Below are 23555 nucleotides of genomic sequence, written 5' to 3' on the forward strand. Positions count from 1 at the left end.
CCCCAGCCCAACCAGGAGCCGATCCTTGACCGCCCACCCGACAGGCTTTTCCACCCGCCGCTTTGGGACCGAACAGATCCGGACCCCGCGCGACATCGAATATGACGCGTTCGCGCGTGCGACGCGACAGCTGCAGCAGGCCGCGCAGGGCCACGGCTCGCTTGCGGCGGCCGCGCATCTCAACACGCAGCTGTGGCAGATCCTGGCGTCGGACCTGGCCGAGGCCGACAACGGTCTGCCCGACCCGCTGCGCGCTGGCCTGCTGTCGCTGGCCATCTTTTCCATCCGCCACGGTCAGGCGGTCATGGCGCGCGGCATCAGCCCCGACGCCCTGATCGACGTGAACCTGACCATCATGAAGGGCCTTCGGGGCGAGGTCGCGCCATGAGCGGCCTGATCCTCAAGCTTGCCCCCGGCGAGCGGGTGCTGGTCAACGGCGCGGTGATCGAGAATGGCGAACGCCGGGCCCGGCTGTCGATCAAGTCGCCCAACGCCAACATCCTGCGACTGAAGGAGGCAATCCATCCCGATGCCGTCGCGACCCCCGTTGCGCGGGTGTGTTATCTTGCGCAGTTGATCCTGTCCGAGGACGTCGGCGCGGCCGAGGGCCGGCGTGACCTGCTGCGCGGGATCGAGCAGTTGTCGCAGGTGTTCGACGACCGCGACAGCCGGATGGCGCTGGATGGGGCGACGACCGACGCGATCGCGGGCAACTATTATCAGGCGCTGCGCCACCTGCGCAGCCTGCTGCCGCGAGAGGCGCGGTTGTTCGCGCAGGCGACATGAGCTTTCAGCCGTTCGTCGGAACGGGCGGCTATGCCGGCTGGCGCCTGCTGAACCGGACGGCCGACCAGCAAAAGGCGATGATCGCCCGCGATCCGGCCGTCGCGCAGGCCGGCCGCCACTATCGCGAGACGATCGGCACCGTGCAGTCCGCCGAACAGCTTGTCGGTGATTTCCGGCTCCTCAAGACGACATTGACGGCGTTCGGGCTCGAGAACGACCTCAACAGCCGTTTCTTCATCCGAAAGGTGCTTGAATCGGATCTGGACGACCCCAAAAGCTTGGTTAACAGGCTCAGCGACAAGCGATACAGAGCGCTGGCCGAGGTGTTTCGCTTTGACGGCAGCACGCCGAAGACGACGACCGCCGGCTTTGCCGACGCCATCATCGCCCGCCATGTCGATGCGGAACTTGAACGGCGGGTCGGAACGGTGGACGGCAATCTGCGCCTGGCGATGAACGCCCGGCGCGAGTTGCCCCCCTTGGCCGCCTCCGGGTCCACGGATGCCACGAAGTGGTACACGATCCTGGGCTCGACCCCGCTGCGCAAGGTTGTCGAGGGGGCGTTCAACCTGGGCAGCAGCTTCGCCAAGCTGCCTCTGGACCGCCAGCTTCTGGAGCTTCAGGGCAGGAGTGAGCGGCTGCTCGGCTCCGCGTCGCCCGGCGTCCTTGCCGATCCTGCAAAGGTGGAAAAGCTGATCCAAAGGTTTCTGCTGACGGCCGGGAACGTCACGCCTTCGCAGTCATCCTATAGCGCGGCGCTGACGTTGCTGACGAGTTGAGGGCAACACAATCGAAGGATACCGCGCGTGGCAACGGAACACTGAATGGCAGGGCTGGTCGACGGGACGAGACCGACCGGCGCGGTCCGCCCGCCCCATGCGACCGTCACTTTCCTGCGTGTTCGCGATTCCAGCGCAGCGAGGACAGGAAGGACAGCCCGATCACGCCCGCGCCGAACAGGCCGGTGACCGCCTCGGGGATGTGCCACATGGTCTGGGCGAACATCACCACGGACAGGATGAGGATCGACCAGAAGGCGCCGTGCTCGAGATAGCGGAACTCGGCCAGGGTGCCCTTTTCCACCAGCATCACCGTCATCGAACGCACATACATCGCGCCGATGCCCAGGCCGATCGCGATCAGGAACAGGTTCTGCGTCAGGGCAAAGGCCCCGATCACACCGTCAAAGCTGAAGGATGCGTCCAGCACCTCGAGATACAGGAACGCGCCGAAGCCGCCTTGCGCCGCCGCGCCACCAACCCCCGAGCCGCCCCAATGATCCAGCACCTGCCCCAGCGCATCCACCGCAAGATAGGTGACGATCCCCCACAGGGCGGCGAACATGAAGCGGGCTTTCTCGGCCTCGGGCAGCAGAATGGTGAAACTCAGCACGACGACCAGGACAAAGCCGATCTCCATCCCGCGGACCGACCCGACCGCACGCAGGCTGCGCTCCAGCCCGCCGATCCAGTCGACCTCCTTGGACTGGTCGAAGAAATAGTTCAGCCCGACCAGCATCAGGAACGACCCGCCGAACGCCGCGATCGGAAGATGCGCAGCGCCGATCAGTTCGGCATAGCGCGCCGGCTGGGTCGCGGCCAGGCTGATCGCGTCAAGCGGCCCGATCCGCGCCGCGATGACGACGACCAGCAGTGGAAAGATGACCCGCATGCCGAATACGGCGATGACGATCCCCCAGGTCAGAAACCGCCGCTGCCACACAGGGGCCATCGTCTTCAGCTTGTTGGCGTTGACGATGGCGTTGTCGAACGACAGCGAGATTTCCAGCACCGCCAGCACCGCCGCGATCAGGAAGAACGACGCCGCCCCGCCGGCCGTGCCCGTGAACTGGAACCCCAGCGCCGCTGCGGCCAGCAGCCCGACTGCGGTCACGACAAGCGGCCATGTCATGTATGAAAGGGTGCTTTTCACTGGTCATGCGCCTCGGGCAACCTGCGCCTTTGGCGTGATAGGCGGCCGCGCCCGTCGCGGCAAGGCGCGGCCTTGGCGCGGGGCAGAAACGTGCCCGCACCCCTGCGAACGCAGGGCACGGCCGGGCATCGGTCGCGGGCCAGAGCGGCACTGCGTGACCGCCCACAGGTTTCAGACGTCCAGCCCCGCCTCCTCGACGAAGCGGGCGTTCTCGCTGATGAACTGAAAGCGCAACTCGGGCTTTTTGCCCATCAGGCGCTCGACCAGGTCGCCGGTTTCGCCGCCGTCCTCGTCGTCGATGCTGACGCGGATCAGCTTGCGGGTGGCGGGGTTCATCGTGGTGTCCTTCAGATCCTTGGCGTCCATCTCGCCCAGGCCCTTGAACCGCTGCACGTCGATCTTGCCCTTGCCGCCAAGGCCCCGCGCCATCCACGCCTCTTTCTCGGCGTCGTCGGCGACATAGACCCGCGCCGCGCCCTGGGTCAGGCGGTAAAGCGGCGGGCAGGCCAGATACAGATGGCCCTTGTCGATCAGCGGCCGCATCTGGGTGAAGAAGAACGTCATCAGCAGCGACGCGATATGGGCGCCGTCCACGTCGGCGTCGGTCATGATGATGATCTTGTCGTAACGCAGATCGTCCACGTTGAACCGCGAGCCGAGGCCCACTCCCAGGGCCTGCGACAGGTCGGCGATCTCCTGGTTCTGGGTCAGCTTGGACGAGGCCGCGCCCAGCACGTTCAGGATCTTGCCGCGGATCGGCATGATCGCCTGCGTCGCGCGGTCGCGGGCCGACTTGGCCGAACCGCCCGCGCTGTCGCCTTCGACGATGAACAGCTCGGTCCCGTCGCGGTTGCTGGCGGAACAATCCACCAGCTTGCCGGGCAGGCGCAGCTTTTTCGTGGCCGACTTGCGGGCGGTTTCCTTTTCCTGGCGCCGGCGCAGCCGCTCTTCGGCGCGCAGGACCAGAAAGTCCAGGATCGCGCCCGCAGATTTGGTGTCGGCCGCCAGCCAGTTGTCGAAATGGTCGCGCACCGCGCCCTCGACCAGGCGCGCGGCCTCGGTCGTGGCCAAGCGGTCCTTGGTCTGGCCGACGAACTCGGGTTCGCTGATGAAGCAGGACACCAGCGCGCAGCCCCCGGTCAGCAGATCGTCGCGGGTGATGTTCTCGGCCTTGCGGTTCCTGGTCAGCTCGCCATAGCCGCGCACGCCCTTCAGGATCGCGGACCAGAAGCCTGACTCATGCGTGCCGCCCTCGGGCGTGGGCACGGTGTTGCAATAGGACTGGATGAAACCGTCGCGCGACGGCGTCCAGTTGATCGCCCAGTCGACCTTGCCCGGCACGCCGAAGCGTTCGCGGAACTCGACCGATCCGGCAAAGGGGCGGTCGGCATAGGTGGACGCCGTGCCCAGTTGCTCGCCCAGGTAATCGGCCAGCCCGCCGGGGAAATGGAACACCGCCTCGCGCGGGGTCTCGCCGTCGTCGATCTCGGACCGCCAGCGGATTTCCACGCCGGAGTGCAGATAGGCCTTGGACTTCGCCATCCGCATCATGCGCGCGGGCTTCAGCCGGTGATGGCCGAAGATCTGCTCGTCGGGGTGAAAGGTGACGGTCGTGCCGCGCCGGTTCGGGGCCGGGCCGACCTTTTCCACCGGACCCTGCGGGATGCCGCGGGAAAACCGCTGCCGCCACAGCTCGCGGTTGCGCGCCACCTCGACCACCATCACGTCGGACAGCGCGTTGACCACCGACGCGCCGACCCCGTGCAGTCCGCCCGAGGTCTGATAGGCCCCTTCGGTGAACTTGCCGCCCGCGTGCAGCGTGCACAGGATCACCTCCAGCGCGGATTTGCCGGGGAACTTGGGGTGCGGGTCGATGGGGATGCCGCGGCCGTTGTCGCGCACGGTGACGCTGCCGTCGGCCAGCAGCTCGACCTCGATCCGGCTGGCGTGACCCGCGACCGCCTCGTCCATCGAGTTGTCGAGGATTTCCGCCACCAGATGATGCAGCGCCCGTTCGTCGGTGCCGCCGATATACATGCCGGGGCGCTTGCGGACCGGCTCCAGCCCCTCCAGCACCTCGATCGAGGCGGCGGAATAGCTTTCGGCGGTGCGGTCGGCACCCGAGAGAAGATCGTCGGACATGGGTTGCTTTCGGTTCTGCGGTCAGCGCGGGTTATTCCACGCCGCGCCCCTGCGGGGCAAGGGCAGGGCCGCGCGGCTATTCCGGTTCGGCCAGCCGCGCCTGCCACATCCGCTGGAACGCGGGCCGGGCGTGGCAGTCGGCCAGCCACGCCTGCACGGCGGGAAACTGTTCCATCAGCGCGCCATACCCTTGGGCATAGCGGACGACCTCGGCCAGGTTCAGGTCGGCCACCGTGAAGCGCCCGCCAACCGGGTGGCCGTGGGCGGCCAGATGATCGTCGATCACCTTCATCGGGCGCACCAGCCGTTCGGCGGCGCCGGCGACCAGCGCGGCATCCTCGCCCGACTGCGCCTGCCCGCGCCCGTGCAGGACCATCAGCGTCAGCGCGTCAGGCTCGACCGCGGTCGCGCCATAGAACGACCACTGCATCATCAGCGCGTCCTCGGCCGCGTCGCGGGGCGCAAGATCGCCGCCGTGCTTGCGGGCAAGATACAGCGTGCAGGCCAGCGATTCCGACAGCACCAGCCCGTCATCCTCGATCACCGGGATGCCGCCTGCGGGCGACAGGGCCAGAAACGACGGCGAGGCCGTGTTCAGGGCCGCGTCCGGCGCGTCGGGAAAGGGCAGGCGATAGGCCTGGATCACCGGCACCTGCCGGAACGGCAGGTCCAGTTCGTGGCACAGCCAGATGATGCGCGAGGCGCGCGAACGGGCTACGCCGTGGATGGTCAGCATGATGGGCTCCGGTCAGGGTGGCGACAGGGAAGGCCGGATCGTGGCCGCGCGCAACGCAAAAAGCGGCGCGGGCGCGGGGTTCAGCCTGTTGCATGCGGGTCATGGTGCGCGCCCTGCTTGCGGGCGCGCGCTTTCCTTCGCGCCACGCTGCGCCTAAACCCGGGCAACCCGGCGGATGACCCGCCCCATCCGAAAGCCAGCACCCGCATGTCCGCAGCCCCCCGCATCCTGACCACCACCGGCGAACTGGCCGAGTTCTGCGCCCTGGCCAAGGCGCAACCCTATGTGACGCTGGACACGGAATTCCTGCGCGAGCGGACGTATTATTCCAAGCTGTGCCTGATCCAGATGGCGCTGCCGCCCGCGTCCGGCCCCAAGGCCCAGGGCGGACCGGCGGTGCTGGTCGATCCGCTGGCCGACGGGCTGTCGCTGGAGCCGCTGTATGACCTGTTCCGCCACACCGCGACGGTCAAGGTGTTCCACGCCGCGCGGCAGGATCTGGAGATCTTCTTTCACGACGCGGGCGTCTTTCCCGATCCGCTGTTCGACACCCAGGTCGCGGCGATGGTCTGCGGCTTTGGCGAGCAGGCGGGATACGAGACGCTGGTCAAGAAGATCGCGCGCCAGCCGCTGGACAAGTCGTCGCGGTTCACCGACTGGTCGCGCCGCCCGCTGACGCCCGCGCAGGCCGAATACGCGCTGGCCGACGTGACCCATCTGCGCGCCATCTATGAACATCTGTCGGCGCAGCTGCAAAAGACCGGGCGCGAGGCGTGGGTGGCCGAAGAGGCCGCCGTGCTGATCGACCCCGAAACCTATATCACCCGCCCGCATGAGGCGTGGGAGCGGATTCGCACCCGCTCGGGCTCGCCCCGGTTTCTGGCGGTCGTGCGCGAGCTGGCGCAGTTCCGCGAGATCTATGCCCAGACCCGCGACGTGCCGCGGTCGCGGGTGTTCAAGGACGACGCGCTGATCGAACTGGCGTCGGCCAAGCCCCTGACCGAGGAGGATCTGGGCAAGTCGCGGCTTTTGCTGCGCGAGGCGCGGCGGGGCGACATCGCGCAGGGCATCCTGACGGCGGTCAGGGCGGGGGTCGAGGCGACCGACCTGCCCAAGCCCGCGCCGGACGAACCGGGCAAGCCCGGCAACGCCGCGCTGTCGCAGTTGCTGCGGGTGCTGCTGCAGGCCAAGGCGGACGCGGCGGACGTGGCGCCGCGGCTGATCGCGTCGTCGGCCGATCTGGACGCGCTGGCGGCGGGCGGGCGCGACATGGCGGCGCTGACGGGATGGCGCGCGCAGGTGTTCGGCGACGACGCGCTGCGGCTGGTGCAGGGGCGCATCGCGCTGTCCGCGGTTGGGGGCGCGATCAGGGTCGTGCCGGTGGACTGAGGTGTCGGGGTTTCTGCTCGCCACCCCGCGCACGCTGATCCGCAGCGTCGAGGCGGCCGACCTTGCGCCGCTTTACGACATCGCCACCGACGCGCAGGTTGCGCCGATGCTGCTGCTGTTTCATGCGGGTATGGACCGGCAGGATTTTGCGCGCATCTTCCCCCTGGGTGCCGCGCGCCCGCCGTTCCGCGCGGTGGTCGAGGCGGGCGGACGGACCATCGGTTCGATCGGGGTCTCGGCCGGGGCGCGTCCCTCGATCGTCTATTTCCTTGCCCCCGCCTGCGCAGGGCAGGGTTTGGCCAGCGAGATCGTTCCGCCGTTCGTCGCCACTCTCGGCCGGGATTTCGGCCTGCATGCGTTGCGCGCCGAGGTGTTCGACGACAACCCGGCATCGCTGCGCGTGCTGGAAAAGGCGGGTTTCATCCGCACTGGCCGGACCATGCTGCGGTCCGCCGGGCGCGCGCAGTCCGCGCCGGGCTGGGTGCTGGAACGCGACGCGGGCTGACGGTCGCCGCGCCGTCAGCTGCGCCGTCAGCCGCCCCGGTCGCCCCGCCGGTCCCCGCCCGTGCCGTGATCGTCGGCCTGCTGGTCGCGCACCTGCTCGGCCACGGGGGTGACGAAACGCTGGATCAGCCACAGCACGACGATCGCCATCAGGGTGACCAGCCCCGCGAGCTTGACGTCGCCCACGCCGCAGCACAGGCCGATGGCCCCGCACAACCACATGGATGCGCCGGTCGTGACGCCCCGCACGCTGGCGCCGGTGATGACGATCGACCCGGCAGCCAGGAAGGCCACGCCCGATGTCACGGCCTCGATCAGGCGCAGCGGGTCGGTCTGGATCTCGGTGCCGGGGGCTGCTTGAAAGCTGGTCAGCTCCATCGCGACGATGGCAAAGGCGGCGGCCGCCAGCGAGATGAGCATATGCGTCCGCAGCCCCGCGGCGCGCGAGTTGACCTCGCGTTCCCAGCCGATGACGCCGCCCAGAAGGATCGCAGTCAACAGCCGCAGCACGGCGGTGGCCATCGATACCGAGTTCATCGGATTGGTGAAATCCTGCCAGATGTCCATGCGGTCCCCTGTCGTTCAGCGGACGGGCGGCTGCCCGTGCGGCGCGCGCGCCGCCTTTTCCGCCAGACCGGAAGTGCCGTCGCGCCGGTCCAGTTCCGCGACCACCTGCGCCAGCGTCACGTCGCGCGCGGCCAGCATGACCAGCAGGTGATAAAGCACGTCGGCGGCCTCGGCGGTCAGCCGGGCGCGGTCGCCCCTGACGGCCTCGATGATCGCCTCGACCGCCTCTTCGCCGAACTTTTCGGCGCATTTCTCGGGGCCTTTGGACAGCAGATGCGCGGTCCAGCTGGACGAAGGGTCCGCGCCGCGGCGCGATTCGATGGTCGCGGCCAGCCGCGACAGGGCGCCAAGATCGGCCGTGGGGACCGGGTCGGTCATGTCAGGCGCACCGGGATGCCGGCGGCGGCCATATGGGCCTTGGCCTGGGCGACGGTGAAGGTGCCGAAGTGAAAGATCGACGCGGCCAGCACGGCGCTGGCGTGGCCGTCGCGCACGCCCTCGACCAGATGATCCAGCGTGCCGACGCCGCCGGACGCGATGACGGGAATGTCCACCGCGTCCGCCACGGCGCGGGTCAGCGGGATGTTGAAGCCCGCGCGCGTGCCGTCGCGGTCCATGCTGGTCAGCAGGATCTCTCCGGCGCCCATGTCGGCGACGGTGCGGGCGAACTCGACCGCGTCGATGCCGGTCGGCTTGCGGCCGCCGTGGGTGAAGATTTCCCATCGGCCGGGCGCGACGGTCTTGGCGTCGATGGCGACGACGATGCACTGGCTGCCGAAGCGGTCGGCGGCCTCGGCCACCACATCGGGATCGGCCACGGCGGCCGAGTTGAACGAGACCTTGTCCGCCCCCGCCAGCAGCAGCGCGCGCACGTCGCGGTGCGACCGCACGCCGCCGCCGACCGTCAGCGGGATAAAGCACTGCTCGGCCGCGCGGGTCACCAGGTCATACATGGTGCCGCGGTTTTCATGCGTGGCGTGGATGTCGAGGAAACACAGCTCGTCCGCGCCCGCCGCGTCATAGGCCGCGGCGGCGGCCACGGGGTCGCCCGCATCCACCAGATCGACGAAGTTGACGCCCTTGACGACGCGCCCGTCGGCCACGTCAAGGCAGGGAATGATGCGGGTCTTGAGCATGGCGGGGTGATAGCGCGGCCGCTGCCGGGGGGAAAGGGGCTTCGCCCCTCGCCGCCGATGGCGGCTCACCCCAGAGTATTTTCGCCAAGAAGAAGCCCCCAGTGGGAGCTACCAGCGCAGGACGACGCTGCCCCAGGTCAGGCCGCCGCCGATCGCCTCGGTCACGATGACGTCGCCGCGCCGGAACTTGCCTTGCCCGTCGGCGACCGACAGCGCCAGCGGGATCGACGCGGCCGAGGTGTTGCCGTGGTCGGCCACGGTCAGCACGACCTTGTCCATCGGCAGCTGCAGCTTGTTCGCGGTGGCGCTGATGATACGCAGGTTGGCCTGGTGGGGCACCAGCCAGTCCACGTCGGCGGGGGCCAGCCCCGCCTTGTCCAGAACCCGGTGCGCGGTCTGGGCCAGCTTTTCGACGGCATGGCGGAACACAAGGTTGCCCTGCATCCGCAGGAACCCCCCGGTGCCGGTCGAGCCGACGCCGCCGTCCACATACAGGATGTCGCGCAGCGTGCCGTCGCTGTTCAGGTCGGTCGCCAGCACGCCGCGGTCGCCGCTGGTGCCGGTGCCCTCGGCCGCCTCGACGATGACGGCGCCGGCGCCGTCGCCGAACAGCACGCAGGTGCCGCGGTCGGTCCAGTCCATGATCCGGCTGAACGTCTCGGCACCGATGACCAGCACCCGCCCGGCCTGTTCCGACCGGATCAGCCCGTCGGCGTTCGCCAGCGCGAACACGAACCCCGCGCAGACCGCCTGCACGTCGAAGGCAAAGCCGCGCGTCATGCCAAGCCCCGCCTGCACCATCGTCGCCACCGACGGAAAGGTCAGGTCGGGGGTCGAGGTCGCGACCACGATCGCGTCGATGTCGCCGGCGCTCAGCCCGGCGCGGTCCAGCGCCGCCTGACCCGCCTTGATCGCCAGATGGCTGGTGCGTTCGTCAGCGGCCGCGAAATGCCGCCGCTCGATCCCGGTGCGGTTGCGGATCCATTCGTCGCTGGTGTCCAGCGTCTGTTCGAAGTGGCTGTTCTCGACGATGCGTTCGGGCAGGTAATGTCCGGTGGACCGGATGACGGAACGGCGGATCACGGCGTCTGCTCCTCGGCCGGGGCGGGCGGGGCGGCGGCGGCCTGCACGACGGCCTGCGCCACCCGCGCGGCCAGGCGGTCGTGGAACCCCGATTGCGCCAGCTGGAACGCCAGCTTGATCGCGGCGGACACGCCCGTCGCGTCGGCCGAGCCGTGCGATTTCACCACCGTGCCGTTCAGGCCCAGGAACACGCCGCCGTTCACCCGGCGGGGGTCAATGCGCTTTTGCAGGCGCTTCAGCGAGGTCATGGCCAGCACGGCCGCAAACTTGGACATGATGGAATTGGCGAACGCGTCCTTGAAAAAGTCGCCCACCAGCTTGGCCGTGCCCTCGCCGGTCTTCAACGCCACATTGCCGGTGAAGCCGTCCGTCACGATCACGTCCACGCGCGCGCCGGGCAGGTCGCTGCCCTCGACGAAGCCGGCGTATTCGAACCCCCCCTCGGGGGCGGCGGCGGCGATCAGCTCGTTGGCCTGCTTCAGCTCGGCGCGGCCCTTGTGTTCCTCGGTGCCGACGTTCAGCAGGCCGATGCGCGGGCGGGCAAGCCCCAGCCCGTTCCGGGCATAGGACGCGCCCATCATCGCGTATTGCAGCAGGTCCGGGGCGTCGGCCTTGATGTCGGCGCCCACGTCCAGCATCACGTTGAACCCCTGCGGGTTGCGCGACGGCCACAGGATGGCGATGGCGGGGCGGTTCACGCCGGGCAGCTTGCGCAGCCGGATCACCGACAGCGCCATCAGCGCCCCGGTGTTGCCGCAGCTGACCGCGACCGTCGCCTCGCCGGCGCGGACGGATTCGATCGCCGACCACATCGAGGTGTCCTGCGCGCTGCGGATCACCTGCGCGGGCTTGTCGTTCATCGTGACCACGCCTTGGGCGTGGCGGATGTCGCAGCGTTCGGCCAGTCCCTTGCGCTTGCCGATCAGGCGGCGCAGCTCGGGTTCGGGGCCGTGGACGATAAAGCGGATCGCATCGTTCTTTTCGGCGCTTTCGGCGATGCCCGCGATGACGGTCGCCGGCCCCCGGTCGCCGCCCATCGCGTCAACCGAGATCACGACGCTGCCGCCGGAACGGCGCGTGTCGGCAGGTTCGAATGCCGAGGACATGGGCGCGCCCGATCCGACGATCAGGCCGCGTCGTCGTCCAGGTCGATCCCGGCCGTCTGGGCCACGACTTCGCGGTCGGCGTAATGGCCGCAGGACGGGCAGACGTGGTGCGGGCGCTTCAGCTCGCCGCAGTTGGTGCATTCGTTCGGGTTGCCCGCGACCAGCGCATCATGCGAACGGCGCATGTTGCGGCGGGACCGGGTCACTCGGTTCTGGGGGACGGCCATGTGTCAACCTTCGGTGGCGGGGGCGCGGCGACAGGTCCGGCCCATAGTGTTTCGGATCGAACCGCGCCAATACGCCATCGCGCCGCGGCCTGCAAGGTCAAAGGGCCGGCGCGCGGCGTGCGCGGTCCCGGTGAACGCCCGTGTTAGCCGCGCGGCCGCCGCGCCGCAACCGGCCACGCGGCAGGTGGCGATGGGCGGGACGCTATTCGGTGTCGCGCCGCGCCAGCAGGTCGCCCAGCCCGGCAAACGGCTTGCGCGTGTCCTCGGCCTCAGGCTCTGGTGCCGCGCCGTCGTCCAGGCTGGCGTCGGGCGCGCGGGGGTAAAGCGGCAGGGCCAGCGACAGCGCCTCGACCAGCACGGCGCCAAGGTCGATGGCCTGACCCAGCGGCTCGGTCTCGTCGTCGGGCATCTCGATCTCTTCGCCGGTCGGATCGGTCGCATGGGGGGACCAGGCGCGGCGCACCTCTTCGTCCAGCGCGGTCGCGACGGGGGCCAGCGTCACCACGCAGGGCTGCACCACGCGGGCGGTCAGCCGCGCGGTCAGCGCCCAGCTGTCGGCGCCCGCGGCCTCGATCCGGCCGGTCATGCGGGCGGCGGGCAGATCGGTCAGGTCCAGCGCCTCGGCGATCCGGGCGCGGGCGTCGGCGTCGGGGGCCAGGTCGAATTGGTTGGCCTGCCGCGGGTTCAGCTGCGTGACCCGCAACCGGTGCGCATAGGGACCGCCGCCCGCCGCGTCGTCGGGCCGGCGGTCGCCGCGTGTCGGGTTGAAAGCTGTCATGGCGGGCCTTTCCGGCGGGTCGTGCCGCCAAGCGTCTGACATTCTTGAGCGTCAGCCCCGAGTTTGCTAAGCCGCGCTGACGGCGTCAACAACCGCGGCGGGGGAAGCCCCGTTCCGCAGGCCGGCGACACACGGCAGACCGCGCCCGCCGGGCGCCAAAGGGGCAAGGATCAACGCGCAGATGACCACCACGCGGCGGCAGATGATCCTTGCGGCCTTGGCGCTGCCGATGCTGGGCGTCGCGGGATGCACGCGCATGTATCGCAACCACGGCTATGTTCCCGTCGATGACGAGCTTGCGGCCGTCGTCGTGGGCCAGACCACCCGCGACGAACTGGAAAGCCTGATCGGCCGTCCCGGCTCGCAGGGGGTGCTGACCGGGTCCAGCTGGTATTACGTCGGGTCGCGCTGGGAACATTACGGCATGCGTCCCCCGCGCGAGATCGACCGGCAGGTCGTGGCCATCAGCTTTGCCGAATCGGGTGTGGTGACCAACGTCGAACGCTTTGGCCTGGAAAGCGGCCGCGTCGTCGTGCTGTCGCGGCGCGTCACCGACACCGGGGTCTCCGGCGTCGGCGTGATCCGCCAGATTTTCCGCAACGTCGGCAACGTCAACGCCGGGCAGTTGCTCGACTAGGCCGCGGGCTCCGCCTGCCCCTCGGGGACAAAGCGCAGCGCCACGCCGTTGATGCAGTAACGCAGGCCCGTCGGCGGCGGGCCGTCGGGGAACACGTGGCCAAGATGCGCGTCGCAACGGTGGCAGCGGACCTCGGTGCGGACCATGCCGTGGGTGACGTCGCGGTGTTCGTCGATCTTGCCGCCCGCGCGGGAAAAGCTGGGCCAGCCGCAGTGGCTCTCGAACTTCTGGTCGCCATCGAACAGCCGCGCCCCGCAGCAGACGCAGGCGTAATGCCCCGCGCCGCCGGGAAAGCCCGGGTGCGAGAATGGCCGTTCGGTGCCCGCGGTGCGGGTCACGCGATAGGCTTCCGGGTCCAGCATGGCGCGCCATTCGGCATCGGTGCGCGTGATCTTGTCGGTCATGTCGATTTCCTGTTGCCGCCTTGTCACAATCTAGGGCTAACCGGGCCGGGAACAAGCGCCGCGCCCCCTTCGTTCCCGGGGGTGACCGTTCGGGATGGCAAGCGATGCTGAACCTGCGCAAGGGACGCTACGGCGTCCGTCTGGCAGCGTCACACGACGATCTGCGCGCGGCGCAGCGATTGCGCTGGCGGTGCTTTGTGGGTCGGCGCGCGGGCGCCGACGACCCGGCGGCGCTGGACGCCGACGACCACGACGCGATCTGCCGGCATGTGCTGATCGAGGATCTGCGGTCCGGCGCACTGGTCGCGTGTTTCCGCATCCTGCCCTTGGCGAGGGGGGCCGAGATCGGGCGCAGCTATGCCGCCCGGCACTATGATTTGTCGCGGCTCGCGCGCTTTGACGGCCCGATGGTCGAGGTTGGGCGCTTCTGCATCCACCCCGCCCACGGCGATCCCGACATCCTGCGCCTCGCCTGGGGGGCGCTTGCCGCGCATGTGGATGCTCATGGCGTGCAGATGCTGTTCGGCTGCTCGTCATTCGCCGGCATCGACACGGCCCTGCACGCCGACGCCTTCGCCATGCTGCGCGACCGGCACCTTGCGCCGAACCGCTGGCTGCCCCGTGTCAAGGCGCCCGACGTGTTCCGCTTTGCCCGGCTGCTGCGCCGCCGTCCCGACGCGCGCGCCGCGATGGCCGCGATGCCGCCCTTGCTGCGGACCTATCTGCTGATGGGCGGCTGGGTCAGCGATCACGCGGTCGTGGACCGCCAGCTCGACACCCTGCATGTCTTCACCGGGCTCGAGATCCGGGCGATTCCGCCCGCCCGCGCGCGGCTGTTGCGCGCGCTGGCGGGCTGAACGCCGCGCGATTGCCAGCGCCGCCCGTCCGGCTTAGACACGGCGCTTTGCAGCGCGGGGCAAACATGGCCGGATTTTCATTCACCGTCAGCGCCACGCAGGGCAGGGCGCGCACCGGCGTCATCGACACGCCCCGCGGCCAGATCCGCACGCCCGCCTTCATGCCCGTGGGCACCGCCGGCACGGTCAAGGCGATGCTGCCCGGATCGGTGCGCGCGACCGGGGCCGACATCCTGCTGGGCAACACCTATCACCTGATGCTGCGCCCCGGTGCCGAACGCATCGCAGGGCTGGGGGGGCTGCACCGTTTCATGAACTGGGACCCGCCGATCCTGACCGATTCCGGCGGGTTCCAGGTGATGAGCCTTGCGGATCTGCGCAAGCTGACCGAGGACGGCGTGACCTTCGCCAGCCACATCGACGGCTCGCGCCATTTCCTGTCGCCCGAAACCAGCATGCAGATCCAGCGCCTGCTGGGGTCGGACATCGTCATGGCCTTCGACGAATGTCCCGCGCTGCCCGCGACCGAGGACCGGCAGGCCGAGGCGATGCGCCTGTCCATGCGCTGGGCGCAGCGGTCGCGCGACGCCTTCGGCGACCGCCCCGGCCACGCGCTGTTCGGGATCATGCAGGGCGGGGTGATCCGGCACCTGCGCGAGGAATCGGCGGCCGCCCTGCGCGCCATCGGCTTCGATGGCTATGCCATCGGCGGGCTGGCGGTGGGCGAGGGGCAGGGCGCGATGTTCGGCGTCCTCGACTACGCGACGGACCTGCTGCCCGCGGACCAGCCGCGCTATCTGATGGGGGTAGGCAAGCCCGACGACGTCGTGGGGGCCGTCCAGCGCGGCGTGGACATGATGGACTGCGTGCTGCCCTCGCGCTCTGGCCGCACGGGGCAGGCGTGGACGCGGCGCGGGCCGGTGGCGATCAAGAACGCCCGCCACGCCGACGACCCGCGCCCGCTGGACGAAACCTGCACCTGCCCCGCCTGCACCGGCTATTCCCGCGCCTATCTGCACCATGTCTTCCGCGCCGGAGAGATGATTTCCGGCATGCTGCTGACCTGGCACAACCTGCACTATTTCCAGCAGATCATGCAGGGGATGCGCGATGCCATCGCCGCGGGGACGCTGGACGGCTGGGTGGCGGATTTCCACGCTGTCCGCGCGCAGGGCGACATCGATCCGGTCTAGCGCCGGTCGCGCCGCGCGCGGGGGCGATAGGTCGGCAGGCGCCAGCCCAGCACCATGCTGCCCAGCCGCAGCACCAGCACGACCACGGCGCAGGTCAGCACCGCCGTCGTGCGCCCGCCGCCCGCCCAGATCAGCGCGACCGCCGTCGCCGCCCCGCCAAAGGCCGCGGTGATATACAACTCGCCCTGCTTCAGGATCAGCGGCAGTTCGTTGCCGACGACGTCGCGCATCAGCCCGCCGAAGGTGCCGGTGACGACGCCCATGATGACCACGACCACCGGCGACACGCCCGCCGCCAGCGCCACGCCGACCCCCGCCGCGACGGCCACGGCCAGCGCAAAGGCGTCCAGCCACAACAGCCAGCGATACCGGTTCTCAAGGAGATGCGCGCCCCAGAACACGACCAGCGCGGCGGCGGCCGCCAGCAGGATCAGCGACGGCCGGTCCACCCAGAACACCGAAGGGCGGTTCAGGATCAGGTCGCGCAGCGTGCCGCCCCCGACCGCCGTCATCGCCGCCATGAAGACAAAGCCGACGGGGTCCAGCTGCAGCCGGCTGGCCACCAGCGCGCCGGTCAGCGCAAAGATCAGCGCCGACGAATAATCCAGCATCCACACGATCGCCGGCAGCCCGGCCCCCAAGACGATGCCGTCGGTCACTTGAACGGCGCCATGCCGGCGCGCGCCAGCTCGTCGGCGCGCTCGTTCTCGGGGTGGCCCGCGTGGCCCTTGATCCAGGCCCAGGTCACGTCATGACGGGTCCGCGCCGTGTCCAGCCGCTGCCACAGATCGGCGTTCTTGACCGGCTTGCGGTCCGAGGTCTTCCAGCCGTTCCGTTTCCAGTTGTGGATCCAGGCCGTCACGCCGTTCTTCACATAGATGCTGTCGGTCGTGATCGTGATCGTCGTCGGGCGGGTCAGCGCCTCCAGCGCGGCGATGGCGGCCATCAGTTCCATGCGGTTGTTGGTGGTCGCCGCCTCGCCGCCCGACAGCTCGCGTTCCTTGACGACGGCGGCGCCGTCCATCGCCCGCATCAGCACGCCCCAGCCACCGGGGCCGGGATTGCCGCTGCAGGCGCCATCGGTCCAGGCGAACAGGTCAGACATCGCACCCGCCTTCGCCCATGATCGGGGCCGTGGCGCGGACAACGGGACTGGAAGGATCGAACTCTTTCATCGTGGCCAAATATCCTCGGGGGGTCCGGGGGGCGAAGCGCCCCCGGCGTGCCGCGGCCTCAGCGCGCGACCGGCTCGCGCAGGACGCGCGGCACCTTGAACTCCACCCGCTCCTGCGCGGTCTCGACGACCTCGACGGTCAGGTCGTGGCGTTCGGCGAACGCGGCCACGACCTCGTCCACCAGCACCTCGGGGGCGCTGGCCCCGGCGGTGACGCCGACCGCGCGGATGCCGGACAGCGCGCGCCAGTCGATGTCGGCCGCGCGCATCACCAGCTGGGCGTGGGCGCAGCCGGCCGACCGCCCCACCTCGACCAGGCGGCGCGAGTTCGAGCTGTTGGGCGCCCCGATCACCAGCAGCGCGTCGATCACCGGCGCGATGGCCTTGACCGCCGCCTGCCGGTTCGTCGTGGCATAGCAGATGTCGTCCTTGGCGGGGCCGACGATGGCGGGAAACCGCGCCTGCAGGGCGGCGACCACCGCGGCCGTGTCATCGACTGACAGCGTGGTCTGCGTGATCCACGCCAGCCGCTGCGGGTCGCGGGGCGCGACGGCGGTCACATCGGCCACCGTCTCGACCAGGATCACCTCGCCGGGCGGCAGCTGGCCCATCGTGCCCAGCACCTCGGGGTGGCCGGCGTGGCCGATCATGACCATCTGCAGGCCCTCGGCGTGGTGACGCTCGGCCTCGACATGGACCTTGCTGACCAGCGGGCAGGTCGCGTCGACATAGATCATGTTGCGCCGCTCGGCCTCGGCGGGGACGGACTTGGGCACGCCGTGGGCCGAAAAGATCACCGGCCGGTCGGGGGGGCATTCGTCCAGCTCGTCCACGAAGACCGCGCCCTTGTCGCGCAGCCCGTCCACCACAAAGCGGTTGTGCACGATCTCGTGACGGACATAGACCGGCGCCCCCCATTTCTGCAGCGCCAGTTCCACGATCTTGACGGCTCGGTCCACGCCCGCGCAGAATCCGCGCGGCGCGGCCAGGTAAAGCGTCAGGGGCGGCTTCTCGATCATGTTGGCGGGGTTACCGCGACGCGGCGGCAAGGTCCAGCCGTCAGCGCCGCAGGGGGGCGCAGTCAGCCATAGCCCTCAGCCGTCCGCGGCGGGCGCCGGCTGCGGGTCGCGCGGCTCGCGCGGTTCGCGGGGCGGGCGGCCGATGATCTCGCGCAGCGCGTCCAGTTCGATGAAATTGTCGGCCTGCCGGCGCAGCTCGTCCGAGATCATCGGCGGCTGGCTGCGCAGCGTGGACACGACCGACACACGCACGCCCTGGCGCTGCAACGCCTCGACCAGCGGGCGGAAATCGCCGTCGCCGGAAAACAGCACCGCATGGTCCAGCCGCGGCGCAAGCTCCATCGCGTCGACGGCCAGCTCGATGTCCATGTTGCCCTTGACCCGGCGGCGGCCCATCGAGTCGGTGTATTCCCGCGCCGGCTTGGTCACCATCGTGAAGCCGTTATAGTTCAGCCAGTCCACCAGCGGGCGGATGGGCGAGTATTCCTCGCTTTCCAGCAGGGCGGTATAGTAATAGGCCCGGATCAGCTTGCCCCGGCGTTCGAATTCCTGCCGAAGCAGCTTGTAATCAATGTCAAACCCCAGCGTCTTGGCCGCGGCGTGCAGGTTGGACCCGTCGATGAACAGCGCCAACCGATCGTCCTTGTAGAACAAGTCAATGACCTCTTGCGAAAAATGCGTGCCGTGTCGGACAGCCTAGCCCTGCTGGCCCTTGGGGCAAACCTGTCCAGTTCGGCAGGTTCGCCCGCGGACGCGCTGCGGGCGGCGCTGGCGCGGATTTCCGCCCTGCGCGGGGTGCGGCTGGTCGCGGTCAGCCGGTTCTGGCGCACGCCCGCGCATCCGGCGGGTTCTGGCCCCGATTATGTCAACGCCTGCGCCGCCGCCCGCGTCGGCCCGCCCGCCGCGGCGCTGCTGGCGCAGCTGCACGGGATCGAGGCGGCGATGGGCCGCGAACGCACCACCCGCTGGGCGGCGCGGGGGATCGACATCGACCTGCTGGCGATGGACGACGCGGTCGCGCCCGACGCGGCCGTGCAGGACCGCTGGCGCGCGCTGCCGCCCGCCGAACAGGCGCGGGCGGTGCCGGGCCAGCTGATCCTGCCGCACCCGCGCATCCAGGACCGGGCCTTCGTCCTTGCGCCGCTGGCCGAGATCGCGCCGCGCTGGACCCATCCGCGCACCGGGCGGGACGCCGCCGCCATGCTGGCCGCGCTGGGTCCGGCGGCGCTGGCCGGGATGCACCCTTTGCCTTGACATTCGGGCACTGGCGCGCCAGTCATGCGTCCTTGCCCTGAAGGTCCGATTCGCAGAGGTGTTGCATGGCCCGCGTAACCGTCGAAGATTGCGTTGACAAGGTTCCGAACCGCTTCGACCTGGTGATGCTCGCCGCCCATCGCGCGCGCGAGATTGCGGCCGGCTCGCCCCTGACCGTGGACCGCGACGACGACAAGAACGCCGTCGTTGCCCTGCGCGAGATCGCCGACGAGACCCAGCCGGTGGACGATCTGCGCGAGCGCATGATCGAGACGACCCAGACCCAGATCGAGGTGGACGAGCCCGAAGAGGACGCGATGGCGCTGCTGCTGGGGGCCGAGGTCGATCGTCCCAAGCCCGCCGATGAGGAATCCGAGGAGCGGATGCTGCGCATGATGATGCAGGCGCAGGATCGCGGCTGAGGACCGGACGGGGCGGCAGTTGGACCGGATCGACGTCGATGATCTGATTGCCCTTGTCCGCAACTATAACCCGCGGACCAATGTCGATCTGATCCGGCAGGCCTTCGATTACGGCCTGCGGATGCACGACGGGCAGATGCGCCACTCGGGCGAGCCGTATTTCACCCATCCCGTCGCCGTCGCGGCGATCCTGACGGAAATGCGGCTGGACGACGCCACCATTGTCACCGCGCTGCTGCACGACACGGTCGAGGACACGCGGTCCACCTGGGCCGACCTCGACCGCCTGTTCGGGCGCGAGATCGCGGACCTGGTGGACGGCGTCACCAAGCTGACCAACCTGCAGCTGTCGGGCGCCCATTCCAAGCAGGCTGAAAACTTTCGCAAGCTGTTCATGGCCATGTCCCGCGACCTGCGGGTGATCCTGGTCAAGCTGGCCGACCGGCTGCACAACATGCGCACCATCAAGTCGATGCGCCCCGAAAAGCAGATCCAGAAGGCGCGCGAGACGATGGACATCTTCGCCCCCTTGGCCGGGCGGATGGGGATGCAGTGGATGCGCGAGGAGCTGGAAGACCTCGCCTTCAAGGTCATCAACCCCGAGGCGCGCAATTCCATCATCCGCCGCTTTGTCACGCTGCAGAAGGAAACCGGCGACGTGATCCCCCAGATCACCGCCGACATCCGCACCGAGCTTGAGAAAGAGGGGATCGAGGCCGCCGTCTTCGGTCGCGCCAAGAAACCGTTCAGCGTCTGGCGCAAGATGCAGGAAAAGCAGCTGGCCTTCAGCCGGCTTTCCGACATCTATGGCTTTCGCATCATCACCCGGTCCGAGGCCGAGTGCTATCGCGCCCTGTGGATCATCCACCGCCGCTGGCGGGCGGTGCCGGGGCGGTTCAAGGACTACATCAGCCAGCCCAAGTCGAACGGCTATCGCTCGATCCACACGACCGTGTCGGGTCGCGACGGCAAGCGGGTCGAGGTCCAGATCCGCACCCGCGCCATGCACGAGGTGGCCGAGGCCGGGGTGGCCGCACACTGGGCCTATCGCGACGGGGTCAGGACGCGGAACCCCTTTGCGGTCGATCCGGGCGAATGGATCGCCAGCCTGACCGAACGCTTTGGCGAAGAGGACCACGACGAGTTCCTCGAACACGTCAAGCTGGAGATGTATCAGGACCAGGTGTTCTGCTTCAGCCCCAAGGGCGACGTGATCCAGCTGCCGAAAGGGGCGACGCCGATCGACTTCGCCTATGCGATCCACACGCGGCTGGGCAACGGCTGCGTGGGCGCCAAGGTGGACGGCATCCGCGTGCCGCTGTGGACGCGGCTGAAGAACGGCCAGTTGGTCGAGATCATCGCCGCGTCGGGCCAGCGCCCGCAGGCGACCTGGCTGGGCATCGTCGTGACCGGCCGCGCCAAGGCCGCGATCCGCAAGTCGCTGCGCGAAGAGGATCGCTCGCGCTTTATCCGGCTTGGGTCGGAACTGGTGCGCGTCGCGTTCGAGCATCTGAACCGCAAGGTCACCGACAAGGCGCTGCGGACCGCCGCCAAGGCGCTGGCGCTGCCCGACGCCGACGAGATGCTGGCCCGCATCGGCAGCGCCGAGATGTCGGCCCGCGAGGTGACGGCGGTGCTGTATCCCGACCTGGTCCGCGCCGAGGACGAGGTGGACGCCCGCCGCGCCGTCGCGGGCCTCGAGGCGGATCAGGAATCCACCCGCGCGCCCTGCTGCAACCCGCTGCCGGGGGAGCGCATCGTCGGCATCACCTATCGCGGCAAGGGCGTGGTCATCCACGCCATCGACTGCCCCGTGCTTGAGGATTACGAGGATCAGCCCGGCCGCTGGGTCGATCTGCACTGGCGCGAGGGGCGCCACCCGGCGGTCTATTCCACGCTGCTGTCGCTGACGATCCGCCATGACGCGGGCGTCCTGGGGCGCATCTGCACGCTGATCGGGGCGCAGGGGGCGAATATCGCCAATCTCGAGTTCAGCGACCGCAAGCCGGATTTCTATCGCCTGACAGTCGAGGTCGAGCTGCGCGACCGCGAACATCTGCACGCGCTGCTCACCACGCTCGAGGCGGAAAGCGACGTGGCGCAGGTCGCCCGCATCCGCGACCCGGCCGCGCGCAATCGACTGTGATGCGCGGGCGGGTTGCGGCCCGCCGCACCGCCTGATTGACTGGGCGCGCAGCCGAGACGACAGCCGGGGGACCGCGGTGTTCAAGCGCAAGCCGCGCAGCTATTCCCAGATCGCCACCGAGATGGTCTATCCGCGCGGGGGATGGTCGCGCGCGGTGCAGTATCTGGTGCATCGCATCCGCCGGCTGCCCGACCAGCCGCACCGGATCGGGCGCGGCTTTGCGGCGGGGACGTTCGTCAGCTTTACGCCGCTGTTCGGCATCCACCTGCTGGGCGGCATGGCGCTGGCCTGGGCGATACGCGGCAACGTGCTGGCGGGGGTGCTGGGCACGCTGGTCGGCAACCCGGTGACGATCCCCTTCATCGCGGTGATGTCGGTCAGCCTCGGTCGCTGGATGCTGGGGATCGAGGGCAGCGCGGCCCCCCGCGCCATCCTGGACGAATTCGGCGCGGCCGGGTCGCAGCTGGCGCACAACATGCTGTCGCTGTTCGACGGGCGCGCCGCGGAATGGGACCGGCTGGCGCATTTCGCGCAGACGATCCTGTGGCCCTATTTCGTGGGCGGGTTGATCCCCGGCCTGATCGCGGCGGTGGTCGGGCATTACCTGACCGTGCCGCTGGTGCGCGCCTATCACAAGCGCCGCGCCGCGCGCATGGCCCGCCGCATCGCCGCGCTGCGCGCCCGCCCGCCCGCCGCCGCCACGCCGGAGGCAGGGCCGGACGACCCGCGCTAGACCCCCAGCCGGTCGCGCAACCCATACCACGACATGCCCGCGACCAGCAGCGGCCAACGCATCGCCGCGCCGCCGGGGAACGGGGCGGGGCGCAGGGCCGCCATCGCGTCGAAGCCGTCCGACTGCCCCTGCACAGCCTGCGCCATCAGCTTTCCCGCCAGTGTCGCCAGCGCAACCCCGTGGCCCGAATAGCCGCTGGCCGACAGGCAGTTCGGCGCGGGCCGCGCGAACAGCGGCATGCGGTTCATGGTGATCGCCAGCGTGCCGCCCCAGGCGTGGGTGATCGGCACGCCTTTCAGTTGCGGATAGACCCGTTCCAGCGGGCGGCGCACCTTGGCCGCGATGTCGCGCGGGAACCGATACCCGACGTTCTCGCCGCCGCCAAAGATCAGCCGCCCGTCCGGTGACAGGCGCCAATAGTTCACGACGAACCGCGTGTCGTGGACGGCGATGTTCTCGGCCAGGATGTCGCCCGCGCGCGCGCCCAGCGGCTCGGTCGCCACGACGAAGTTGTTGATCGGCATGACTCGCGCGGCGACCTGGGTGTCCAGCCCGCCCAGATAGCCGTTGGCCGCAAGGATGACCTGATCGCAGATGACGCGCCCGGTGCCGGTCTGCACGACGGTCTTGTCCCCCGCGCGCGCGCCGTGGGCGATGTGGTGGACGTGGCTGTCCTCGTGGATGACCGTCCCGGCGCCCGCGGCCAGCCGCGCCATGCCTAGGGCCAGCGCTAGCGGGTCCAGATGCCCCGCGCCGCGGTCGATGTCGCCGCCGCGATACAGCGGCGATTTCACCAGCGCGCGCAGCCCGTCACGGTCCAGTGGCGTGATGCGGTCATAGTTATAGTCGCGGGCCAGCCGCTCGGCGTTGGCGCGGGCATGGGCGACCTCGGCCGCCGTCCGTGCCGCATGGGCGATGCCGGGATGAAAGGCCACGCCCGCGGCGTCGGCCAGCGCGCGGGTCAAGGCCTTCGCGGCCTCGGCCATGTCCCACAGCCGCCGGGTGGCGTCGCGGCCCGCGATGCGCTCAAGCGCGTCCACCTCCAGCCGCTGGCCCGACCCGACCTGCCCGCCGTTGCGCCCCGACGCCCCGAAACCGACGCGATGCGCCTCAAGCAGGACGACCCGCCGCCCCGCCCGCGCCAGATGCAGCGCCGCCGACAGCCCGGTATAGCCGCCGCCCACCACGACCACATCCGCGCGCGCCTCGCCCCTCAGGGCCGCAAAGGGGGGCAAGACCGGGTTCTGCGCGGCATACAGGCTGGGCGGATACGCGCCCCGGCGGTCGTTGGAGAACAGCAGGTTCATCGGGCCTCGATCACGCGGCTGGG

At 69.7% G+C, this 23555-nt stretch carries 28 protein-coding genes; 12 read left to right on the forward strand and 16 right to left on the reverse strand.

Going from position 1 to position 23555, the window contains the following annotated elements:
• Positions 1–25 precede the first annotated feature (25 nt).
• From flaF to EPA64_RS02255, 3 genes are read left to right on the forward strand one after another with little or no spacing between them, the layout of a single operon-like run.
• Positions 26–388 (forward strand): flagellar biosynthesis regulator FlaF, encoded by a 363-nt coding sequence (gene flaF / locus EPA64_RS02245; RefSeq protein ID WP_134724590.1) that lies wholly within the window; start codon positions 26–28, stop codon positions 386–388.
• A complete protein-coding gene (gene flbT, locus EPA64_RS02250) occupies positions 385–786 on the forward strand; it encodes a flagellar biosynthesis repressor FlbT (protein WP_134724591.1) in 402 nt (133 codons plus the stop codon). The genes flaF and flbT overlap by 4 nt, the downstream gene beginning before the upstream one ends.
• Positions 783–1565 (forward strand): DUF1217 domain-containing protein, encoded by a 783-nt coding sequence (locus EPA64_RS02255; protein ID WP_134724592.1) that lies wholly within the window; start codon positions 783–785, stop codon positions 1563–1565. Before flbT ends, EPA64_RS02255 begins: the two co-directional genes overlap by 4 nt.
• A gap of 106 nt (positions 1566–1671) precedes the next feature.
• On the opposite strand, the gene EPA64_RS02260 is transcribed toward EPA64_RS02255, so the two are convergent.
• The 3 genes from EPA64_RS02260 to EPA64_RS02270 form a co-directional block, all read right to left on the reverse strand.
• Positions 1672–2718, reverse strand: coding sequence for a DUF475 domain-containing protein (locus tag EPA64_RS02260; RefSeq protein WP_134724593.1), 1047 nt, complete (start codon positions 2716–2718; stop codon positions 1672–1674).
• A gap of 171 nt (positions 2719–2889) precedes the next feature.
• A complete protein-coding gene (gene parE / locus EPA64_RS02265) occupies positions 2890–4860 on the reverse strand; it encodes a DNA topoisomerase IV subunit B (protein WP_134724594.1) in 1971 nt (656 codons plus the stop codon).
• A 76-nt stretch (positions 4861–4936) separates the two neighbouring features.
• Positions 4937–5596, reverse strand: a complete 660-nt coding sequence (locus EPA64_RS02270; RefSeq protein WP_134724595.1) for a glutathione S-transferase family protein — start codon at positions 5594–5596, stop codon at positions 4937–4939.
• Positions 5597–5803: 207 nt separating this feature from the next.
• On the opposite strand from EPA64_RS02270, the gene rnd reads away from it, so the two are divergent.
• Positions 5804–6985, forward strand: a complete 1182-nt coding sequence (rnd, locus tag EPA64_RS02275; protein ID WP_134724596.1) for a ribonuclease D — start codon at positions 5804–5806, stop codon at positions 6983–6985.
• A 1-nt stretch (position 6986) separates the two neighbouring features.
• Entirely contained in the window at positions 6987–7490 is a 504-nt protein-coding gene (locus EPA64_RS02280; RefSeq protein WP_167626560.1) for a GNAT family N-acetyltransferase, read from the forward strand.
• A gap of 26 nt (positions 7491–7516) precedes the next feature.
• On the opposite strand, the gene EPA64_RS02285 is transcribed toward EPA64_RS02280, so the two are convergent.
• The 7 genes from EPA64_RS02285 to EPA64_RS02315 all read right to left on the reverse strand — a co-directional run bounded on the left by EPA64_RS02285 (position 7517) and on the right by EPA64_RS02315 (position 12386).
• On the reverse strand, positions 7517–8056 hold the full coding sequence (locus EPA64_RS02285; RefSeq protein WP_134724598.1) for an MgtC/SapB family protein: 540 nt from the start codon (positions 8054–8056) through the stop codon (positions 7517–7519).
• Between the two features lie 15 nt (positions 8057–8071).
• Positions 8072–8434, reverse strand: coding sequence for a phosphoribosyl-ATP diphosphatase (locus tag EPA64_RS02290; RefSeq protein WP_134724599.1), 363 nt, complete (start codon positions 8432–8434; stop codon positions 8072–8074).
• Positions 8431–9192: an imidazole glycerol phosphate synthase subunit HisF gene (hisF, locus tag EPA64_RS02295; RefSeq protein ID WP_134724600.1), complete on the reverse strand. Its 762-nt coding sequence runs from the start codon at positions 9190–9192 to the stop codon at positions 8431–8433. The genes EPA64_RS02290 and hisF overlap by 4 nt, the downstream gene beginning before the upstream one ends.
• 108 nt (positions 9193–9300) lie before the next feature.
• A complete protein-coding gene (locus tag EPA64_RS02300; protein WP_167626561.1) occupies positions 9301–10275 on the reverse strand; it encodes a beta-ketoacyl-ACP synthase III in 975 nt (324 codons plus the stop codon).
• Positions 10272–11381, reverse strand: coding sequence for a phosphate acyltransferase PlsX (plsX, locus tag EPA64_RS02305; RefSeq protein WP_134724601.1), 1110 nt, complete (start codon positions 11379–11381; stop codon positions 10272–10274). The genes EPA64_RS02300 and plsX overlap by 4 nt, the downstream gene beginning before the upstream one ends.
• Positions 11382–11401: 20 nt before the next feature.
• Positions 11402–11608 carry a 50S ribosomal protein L32 gene (rpmF, locus tag EPA64_RS02310; RefSeq protein WP_134724602.1) on the reverse strand — a complete coding sequence of 69 codons (207 nt, stop codon included), beginning with the start codon at positions 11606–11608 and terminating at the stop codon, positions 11402–11404.
• Between the two features lie 202 nt (positions 11609–11810).
• Positions 11811–12386, reverse strand: a complete 576-nt coding sequence (locus tag EPA64_RS02315) for a YceD family protein (RefSeq protein WP_134724603.1) — start codon at positions 12384–12386, stop codon at positions 11811–11813.
• A 181-nt stretch (positions 12387–12567) separates the two neighbouring features.
• Between EPA64_RS02315 and EPA64_RS02320 the strand changes: the two genes are divergently transcribed.
• Positions 12568–13023: an outer membrane protein assembly factor BamE gene (locus EPA64_RS02320; protein WP_134724604.1), complete on the forward strand. Its 456-nt coding sequence runs from the start codon at positions 12568–12570 to the stop codon at positions 13021–13023.
• Here the strand turns inward: EPA64_RS02320 and msrB are convergent.
• Complete coding sequence (msrB, locus tag EPA64_RS02325) at positions 13020–13427, reverse strand: peptide-methionine (R)-S-oxide reductase MsrB (protein ID WP_134724605.1); 408 nt, start codon at positions 13425–13427, stop codon at positions 13020–13022. The two genes, EPA64_RS02320 and msrB, sit on opposite strands and share 4 nt — an antisense overlap.
• A 104-nt stretch (positions 13428–13531) precedes the next feature.
• On the opposite strand from msrB, the gene EPA64_RS02330 reads away from it, so the two are divergent.
• Both EPA64_RS02330 and tgt read left to right on the forward strand, forming a co-directional pair.
• Positions 13532–14284, forward strand: coding sequence for a GNAT family N-acetyltransferase (locus tag EPA64_RS02330; RefSeq protein ID WP_134724606.1), 753 nt, complete (start codon positions 13532–13534; stop codon positions 14282–14284).
• A gap of 65 nt (positions 14285–14349) precedes the next feature.
• On the forward strand, positions 14350–15477 hold the full coding sequence (tgt, locus tag EPA64_RS02335) for a tRNA guanosine(34) transglycosylase Tgt (RefSeq protein ID WP_134724607.1): 1128 nt from the start codon (positions 14350–14352) through the stop codon (positions 15475–15477).
• On the opposite strand, the gene EPA64_RS02340 is transcribed toward tgt, so the two are convergent.
• From EPA64_RS02340 to EPA64_RS02355, 4 genes are all read right to left on the reverse strand, one after another.
• Positions 15474–16088 carry a trimeric intracellular cation channel family protein gene (locus EPA64_RS02340; protein WP_134724760.1) on the reverse strand — a complete coding sequence of 205 codons (615 nt, stop codon included), beginning with the start codon at positions 16086–16088 and terminating at the stop codon, positions 15474–15476. The two genes, tgt and EPA64_RS02340, sit on opposite strands and share 4 nt — an antisense overlap.
• 44 nt (positions 16089–16132) lie before the next feature.
• Positions 16133–16582, reverse strand: a complete 450-nt coding sequence (rnhA, locus tag EPA64_RS02345; protein ID WP_134724608.1) for a ribonuclease HI — start codon at positions 16580–16582, stop codon at positions 16133–16135.
• 128 nt (positions 16583–16710) lie between these two features.
• On the reverse strand, positions 16711–17670 hold the full coding sequence (ispH, locus tag EPA64_RS02350; RefSeq protein WP_134724609.1) for a 4-hydroxy-3-methylbut-2-enyl diphosphate reductase: 960 nt from the start codon (positions 17668–17670) through the stop codon (positions 16711–16713).
• A gap of 75 nt (positions 17671–17745) precedes the next feature.
• The gene (locus tag EPA64_RS02355; RefSeq protein WP_134724610.1) at positions 17746–18324 is read right to left on the reverse strand and encodes a LabA-like NYN domain-containing protein; all 579 of its coding nucleotides are present in this window, start codon (positions 18322–18324) and stop codon (positions 17746–17748) included.
• A 21-nt stretch (positions 18325–18345) separates the two neighbouring features.
• On the opposite strand from EPA64_RS02355, the gene folK reads away from it, so the two are divergent.
• The 4 genes from folK to EPA64_RS02375 all read left to right on the forward strand — a co-directional run bounded on the left by folK (position 18346) and on the right by EPA64_RS02375 (position 22225).
• Entirely contained in the window at positions 18346–18924 is a 579-nt protein-coding gene (folK, locus tag EPA64_RS02360; protein WP_134724611.1) for a 2-amino-4-hydroxy-6-hydroxymethyldihydropteridine diphosphokinase, read from the forward strand.
• 65 nt (positions 18925–18989) lie between these two features.
• On the forward strand, positions 18990–19346 hold the full coding sequence (gene rpoZ, locus EPA64_RS02365; RefSeq protein ID WP_134724612.1) for a DNA-directed RNA polymerase subunit omega: 357 nt from the start codon (positions 18990–18992) through the stop codon (positions 19344–19346).
• A 19-nt stretch (positions 19347–19365) separates the two neighbouring features.
• The gene (locus EPA64_RS02370) at positions 19366–21492 is read left to right on the forward strand and encodes a RelA/SpoT family protein (protein WP_246026571.1); all 2127 of its coding nucleotides are present in this window, start codon (positions 19366–19368) and stop codon (positions 21490–21492) included.
• Between the two features lie 76 nt (positions 21493–21568).
• On the forward strand, positions 21569–22225 hold the full coding sequence (locus tag EPA64_RS02375) for a DUF2062 domain-containing protein (RefSeq protein WP_134724613.1): 657 nt from the start codon (positions 21569–21571) through the stop codon (positions 22223–22225).
• On the opposite strand, the gene EPA64_RS02380 is transcribed toward EPA64_RS02375, so the two are convergent.
• A complete protein-coding gene (locus EPA64_RS02380; RefSeq protein WP_134724614.1) occupies positions 22222–23532 on the reverse strand; it encodes an NAD(P)/FAD-dependent oxidoreductase in 1311 nt (436 codons plus the stop codon). The two genes, EPA64_RS02375 and EPA64_RS02380, sit on opposite strands and share 4 nt — an antisense overlap.
• Between the last annotated feature and the right edge of the window lie 23 nt (positions 23533–23555).

The organism is Paracoccus luteus (assembly GCF_004522155.1).
Classification (GTDB): Bacteria; Pseudomonadota; Alphaproteobacteria; order Rhodobacterales; family Rhodobacteraceae; genus Paracoccus; species Paracoccus luteus.

Bases quoted from the DNA above. Each gene is read 5' to 3' on its own strand.
- flbT (WP_134724591.1), top strand. From the start codon at position 385: ATGAGCGGCCTGATCCTCAAGCTTGCCCCCGGCGAGCGGGTGCTGGTC.
- EPA64_RS02255 (WP_134724592.1), top strand. From the start codon at position 783: ATGAGCTTTCAGCCGTTCGTCGGAACGGGCGGCTATGCCGGCTGGCGC.
- parE (WP_134724594.1), bottom strand. From the start codon at position 4,860: ATGTCCGACGATCTTCTCTCGGGTGCCGACCGCACCGCCGAAAGCTAT.
- EPA64_RS02270 (WP_134724595.1), bottom strand. From the start codon at position 5,596: ATGCTGACCATCCACGGCGTAGCCCGTTCGCGCGCCTCGCGCATCATC.
- rnd (WP_134724596.1), top strand. From the start codon at position 5,804: ATGTCCGCAGCCCCCCGCATCCTGACCACCACCGGCGAACTGGCCGAG.
- EPA64_RS02285 (WP_134724598.1), bottom strand. From the start codon at position 8,056: ATGGACATCTGGCAGGATTTCACCAATCCGATGAACTCGGTATCGATG.
- EPA64_RS02290 (WP_134724599.1), bottom strand. From the start codon at position 8,434: ATGACCGACCCGGTCCCCACGGCCGATCTTGGCGCCCTGTCGCGGCTG.
- hisF (WP_134724600.1), bottom strand. From the start codon at position 9,192: ATGCTCAAGACCCGCATCATTCCCTGCCTTGACGTGGCCGACGGGCGC.
- plsX (WP_134724601.1), bottom strand. From the start codon at position 11,381: ATGTCCTCGGCATTCGAACCTGCCGACACGCGCCGTTCCGGCGGCAGC.
- rpmF (WP_134724602.1), bottom strand. From the start codon at position 11,608: ATGGCCGTCCCCCAGAACCGAGTGACCCGGTCCCGCCGCAACATGCGC.
- EPA64_RS02315 (WP_134724603.1), bottom strand. From the start codon at position 12,386: ATGACAGCTTTCAACCCGACACGCGGCGACCGCCGGCCCGACGACGCG.
- EPA64_RS02320 (WP_134724604.1), top strand. From the start codon at position 12,568: ATGACCACCACGCGGCGGCAGATGATCCTTGCGGCCTTGGCGCTGCCG.
- msrB (WP_134724605.1), bottom strand. From the start codon at position 13,427: ATGACCGACAAGATCACGCGCACCGATGCCGAATGGCGCGCCATGCTG.
- EPA64_RS02330 (WP_134724606.1), top strand. From the start codon at position 13,532: ATGCTGAACCTGCGCAAGGGACGCTACGGCGTCCGTCTGGCAGCGTCA.
- tgt (WP_134724607.1), top strand. From the start codon at position 14,350: ATGGCCGGATTTTCATTCACCGTCAGCGCCACGCAGGGCAGGGCGCGC.
- EPA64_RS02340 (WP_134724760.1), bottom strand. From the start codon at position 16,088: ATGCTGGATTATTCGTCGGCGCTGATCTTTGCGCTGACCGGCGCGCTG.
- rnhA (WP_134724608.1), bottom strand. From the start codon at position 16,582: ATGTCTGACCTGTTCGCCTGGACCGATGGCGCCTGCAGCGGCAATCCC.
- ispH (WP_134724609.1), bottom strand. From the start codon at position 17,670: ATGATCGAGAAGCCGCCCCTGACGCTTTACCTGGCCGCGCCGCGCGGA.
- folK (WP_134724611.1), top strand. From the start codon at position 18,346: ATGCGTGCCGTGTCGGACAGCCTAGCCCTGCTGGCCCTTGGGGCAAAC.
- rpoZ (WP_134724612.1), top strand. From the start codon at position 18,990: ATGGCCCGCGTAACCGTCGAAGATTGCGTTGACAAGGTTCCGAACCGC.
- EPA64_RS02380 (WP_134724614.1), bottom strand. From the start codon at position 23,532: ATGAACCTGCTGTTCTCCAACGACCGCCGGGGCGCGTATCCGCCCAGC.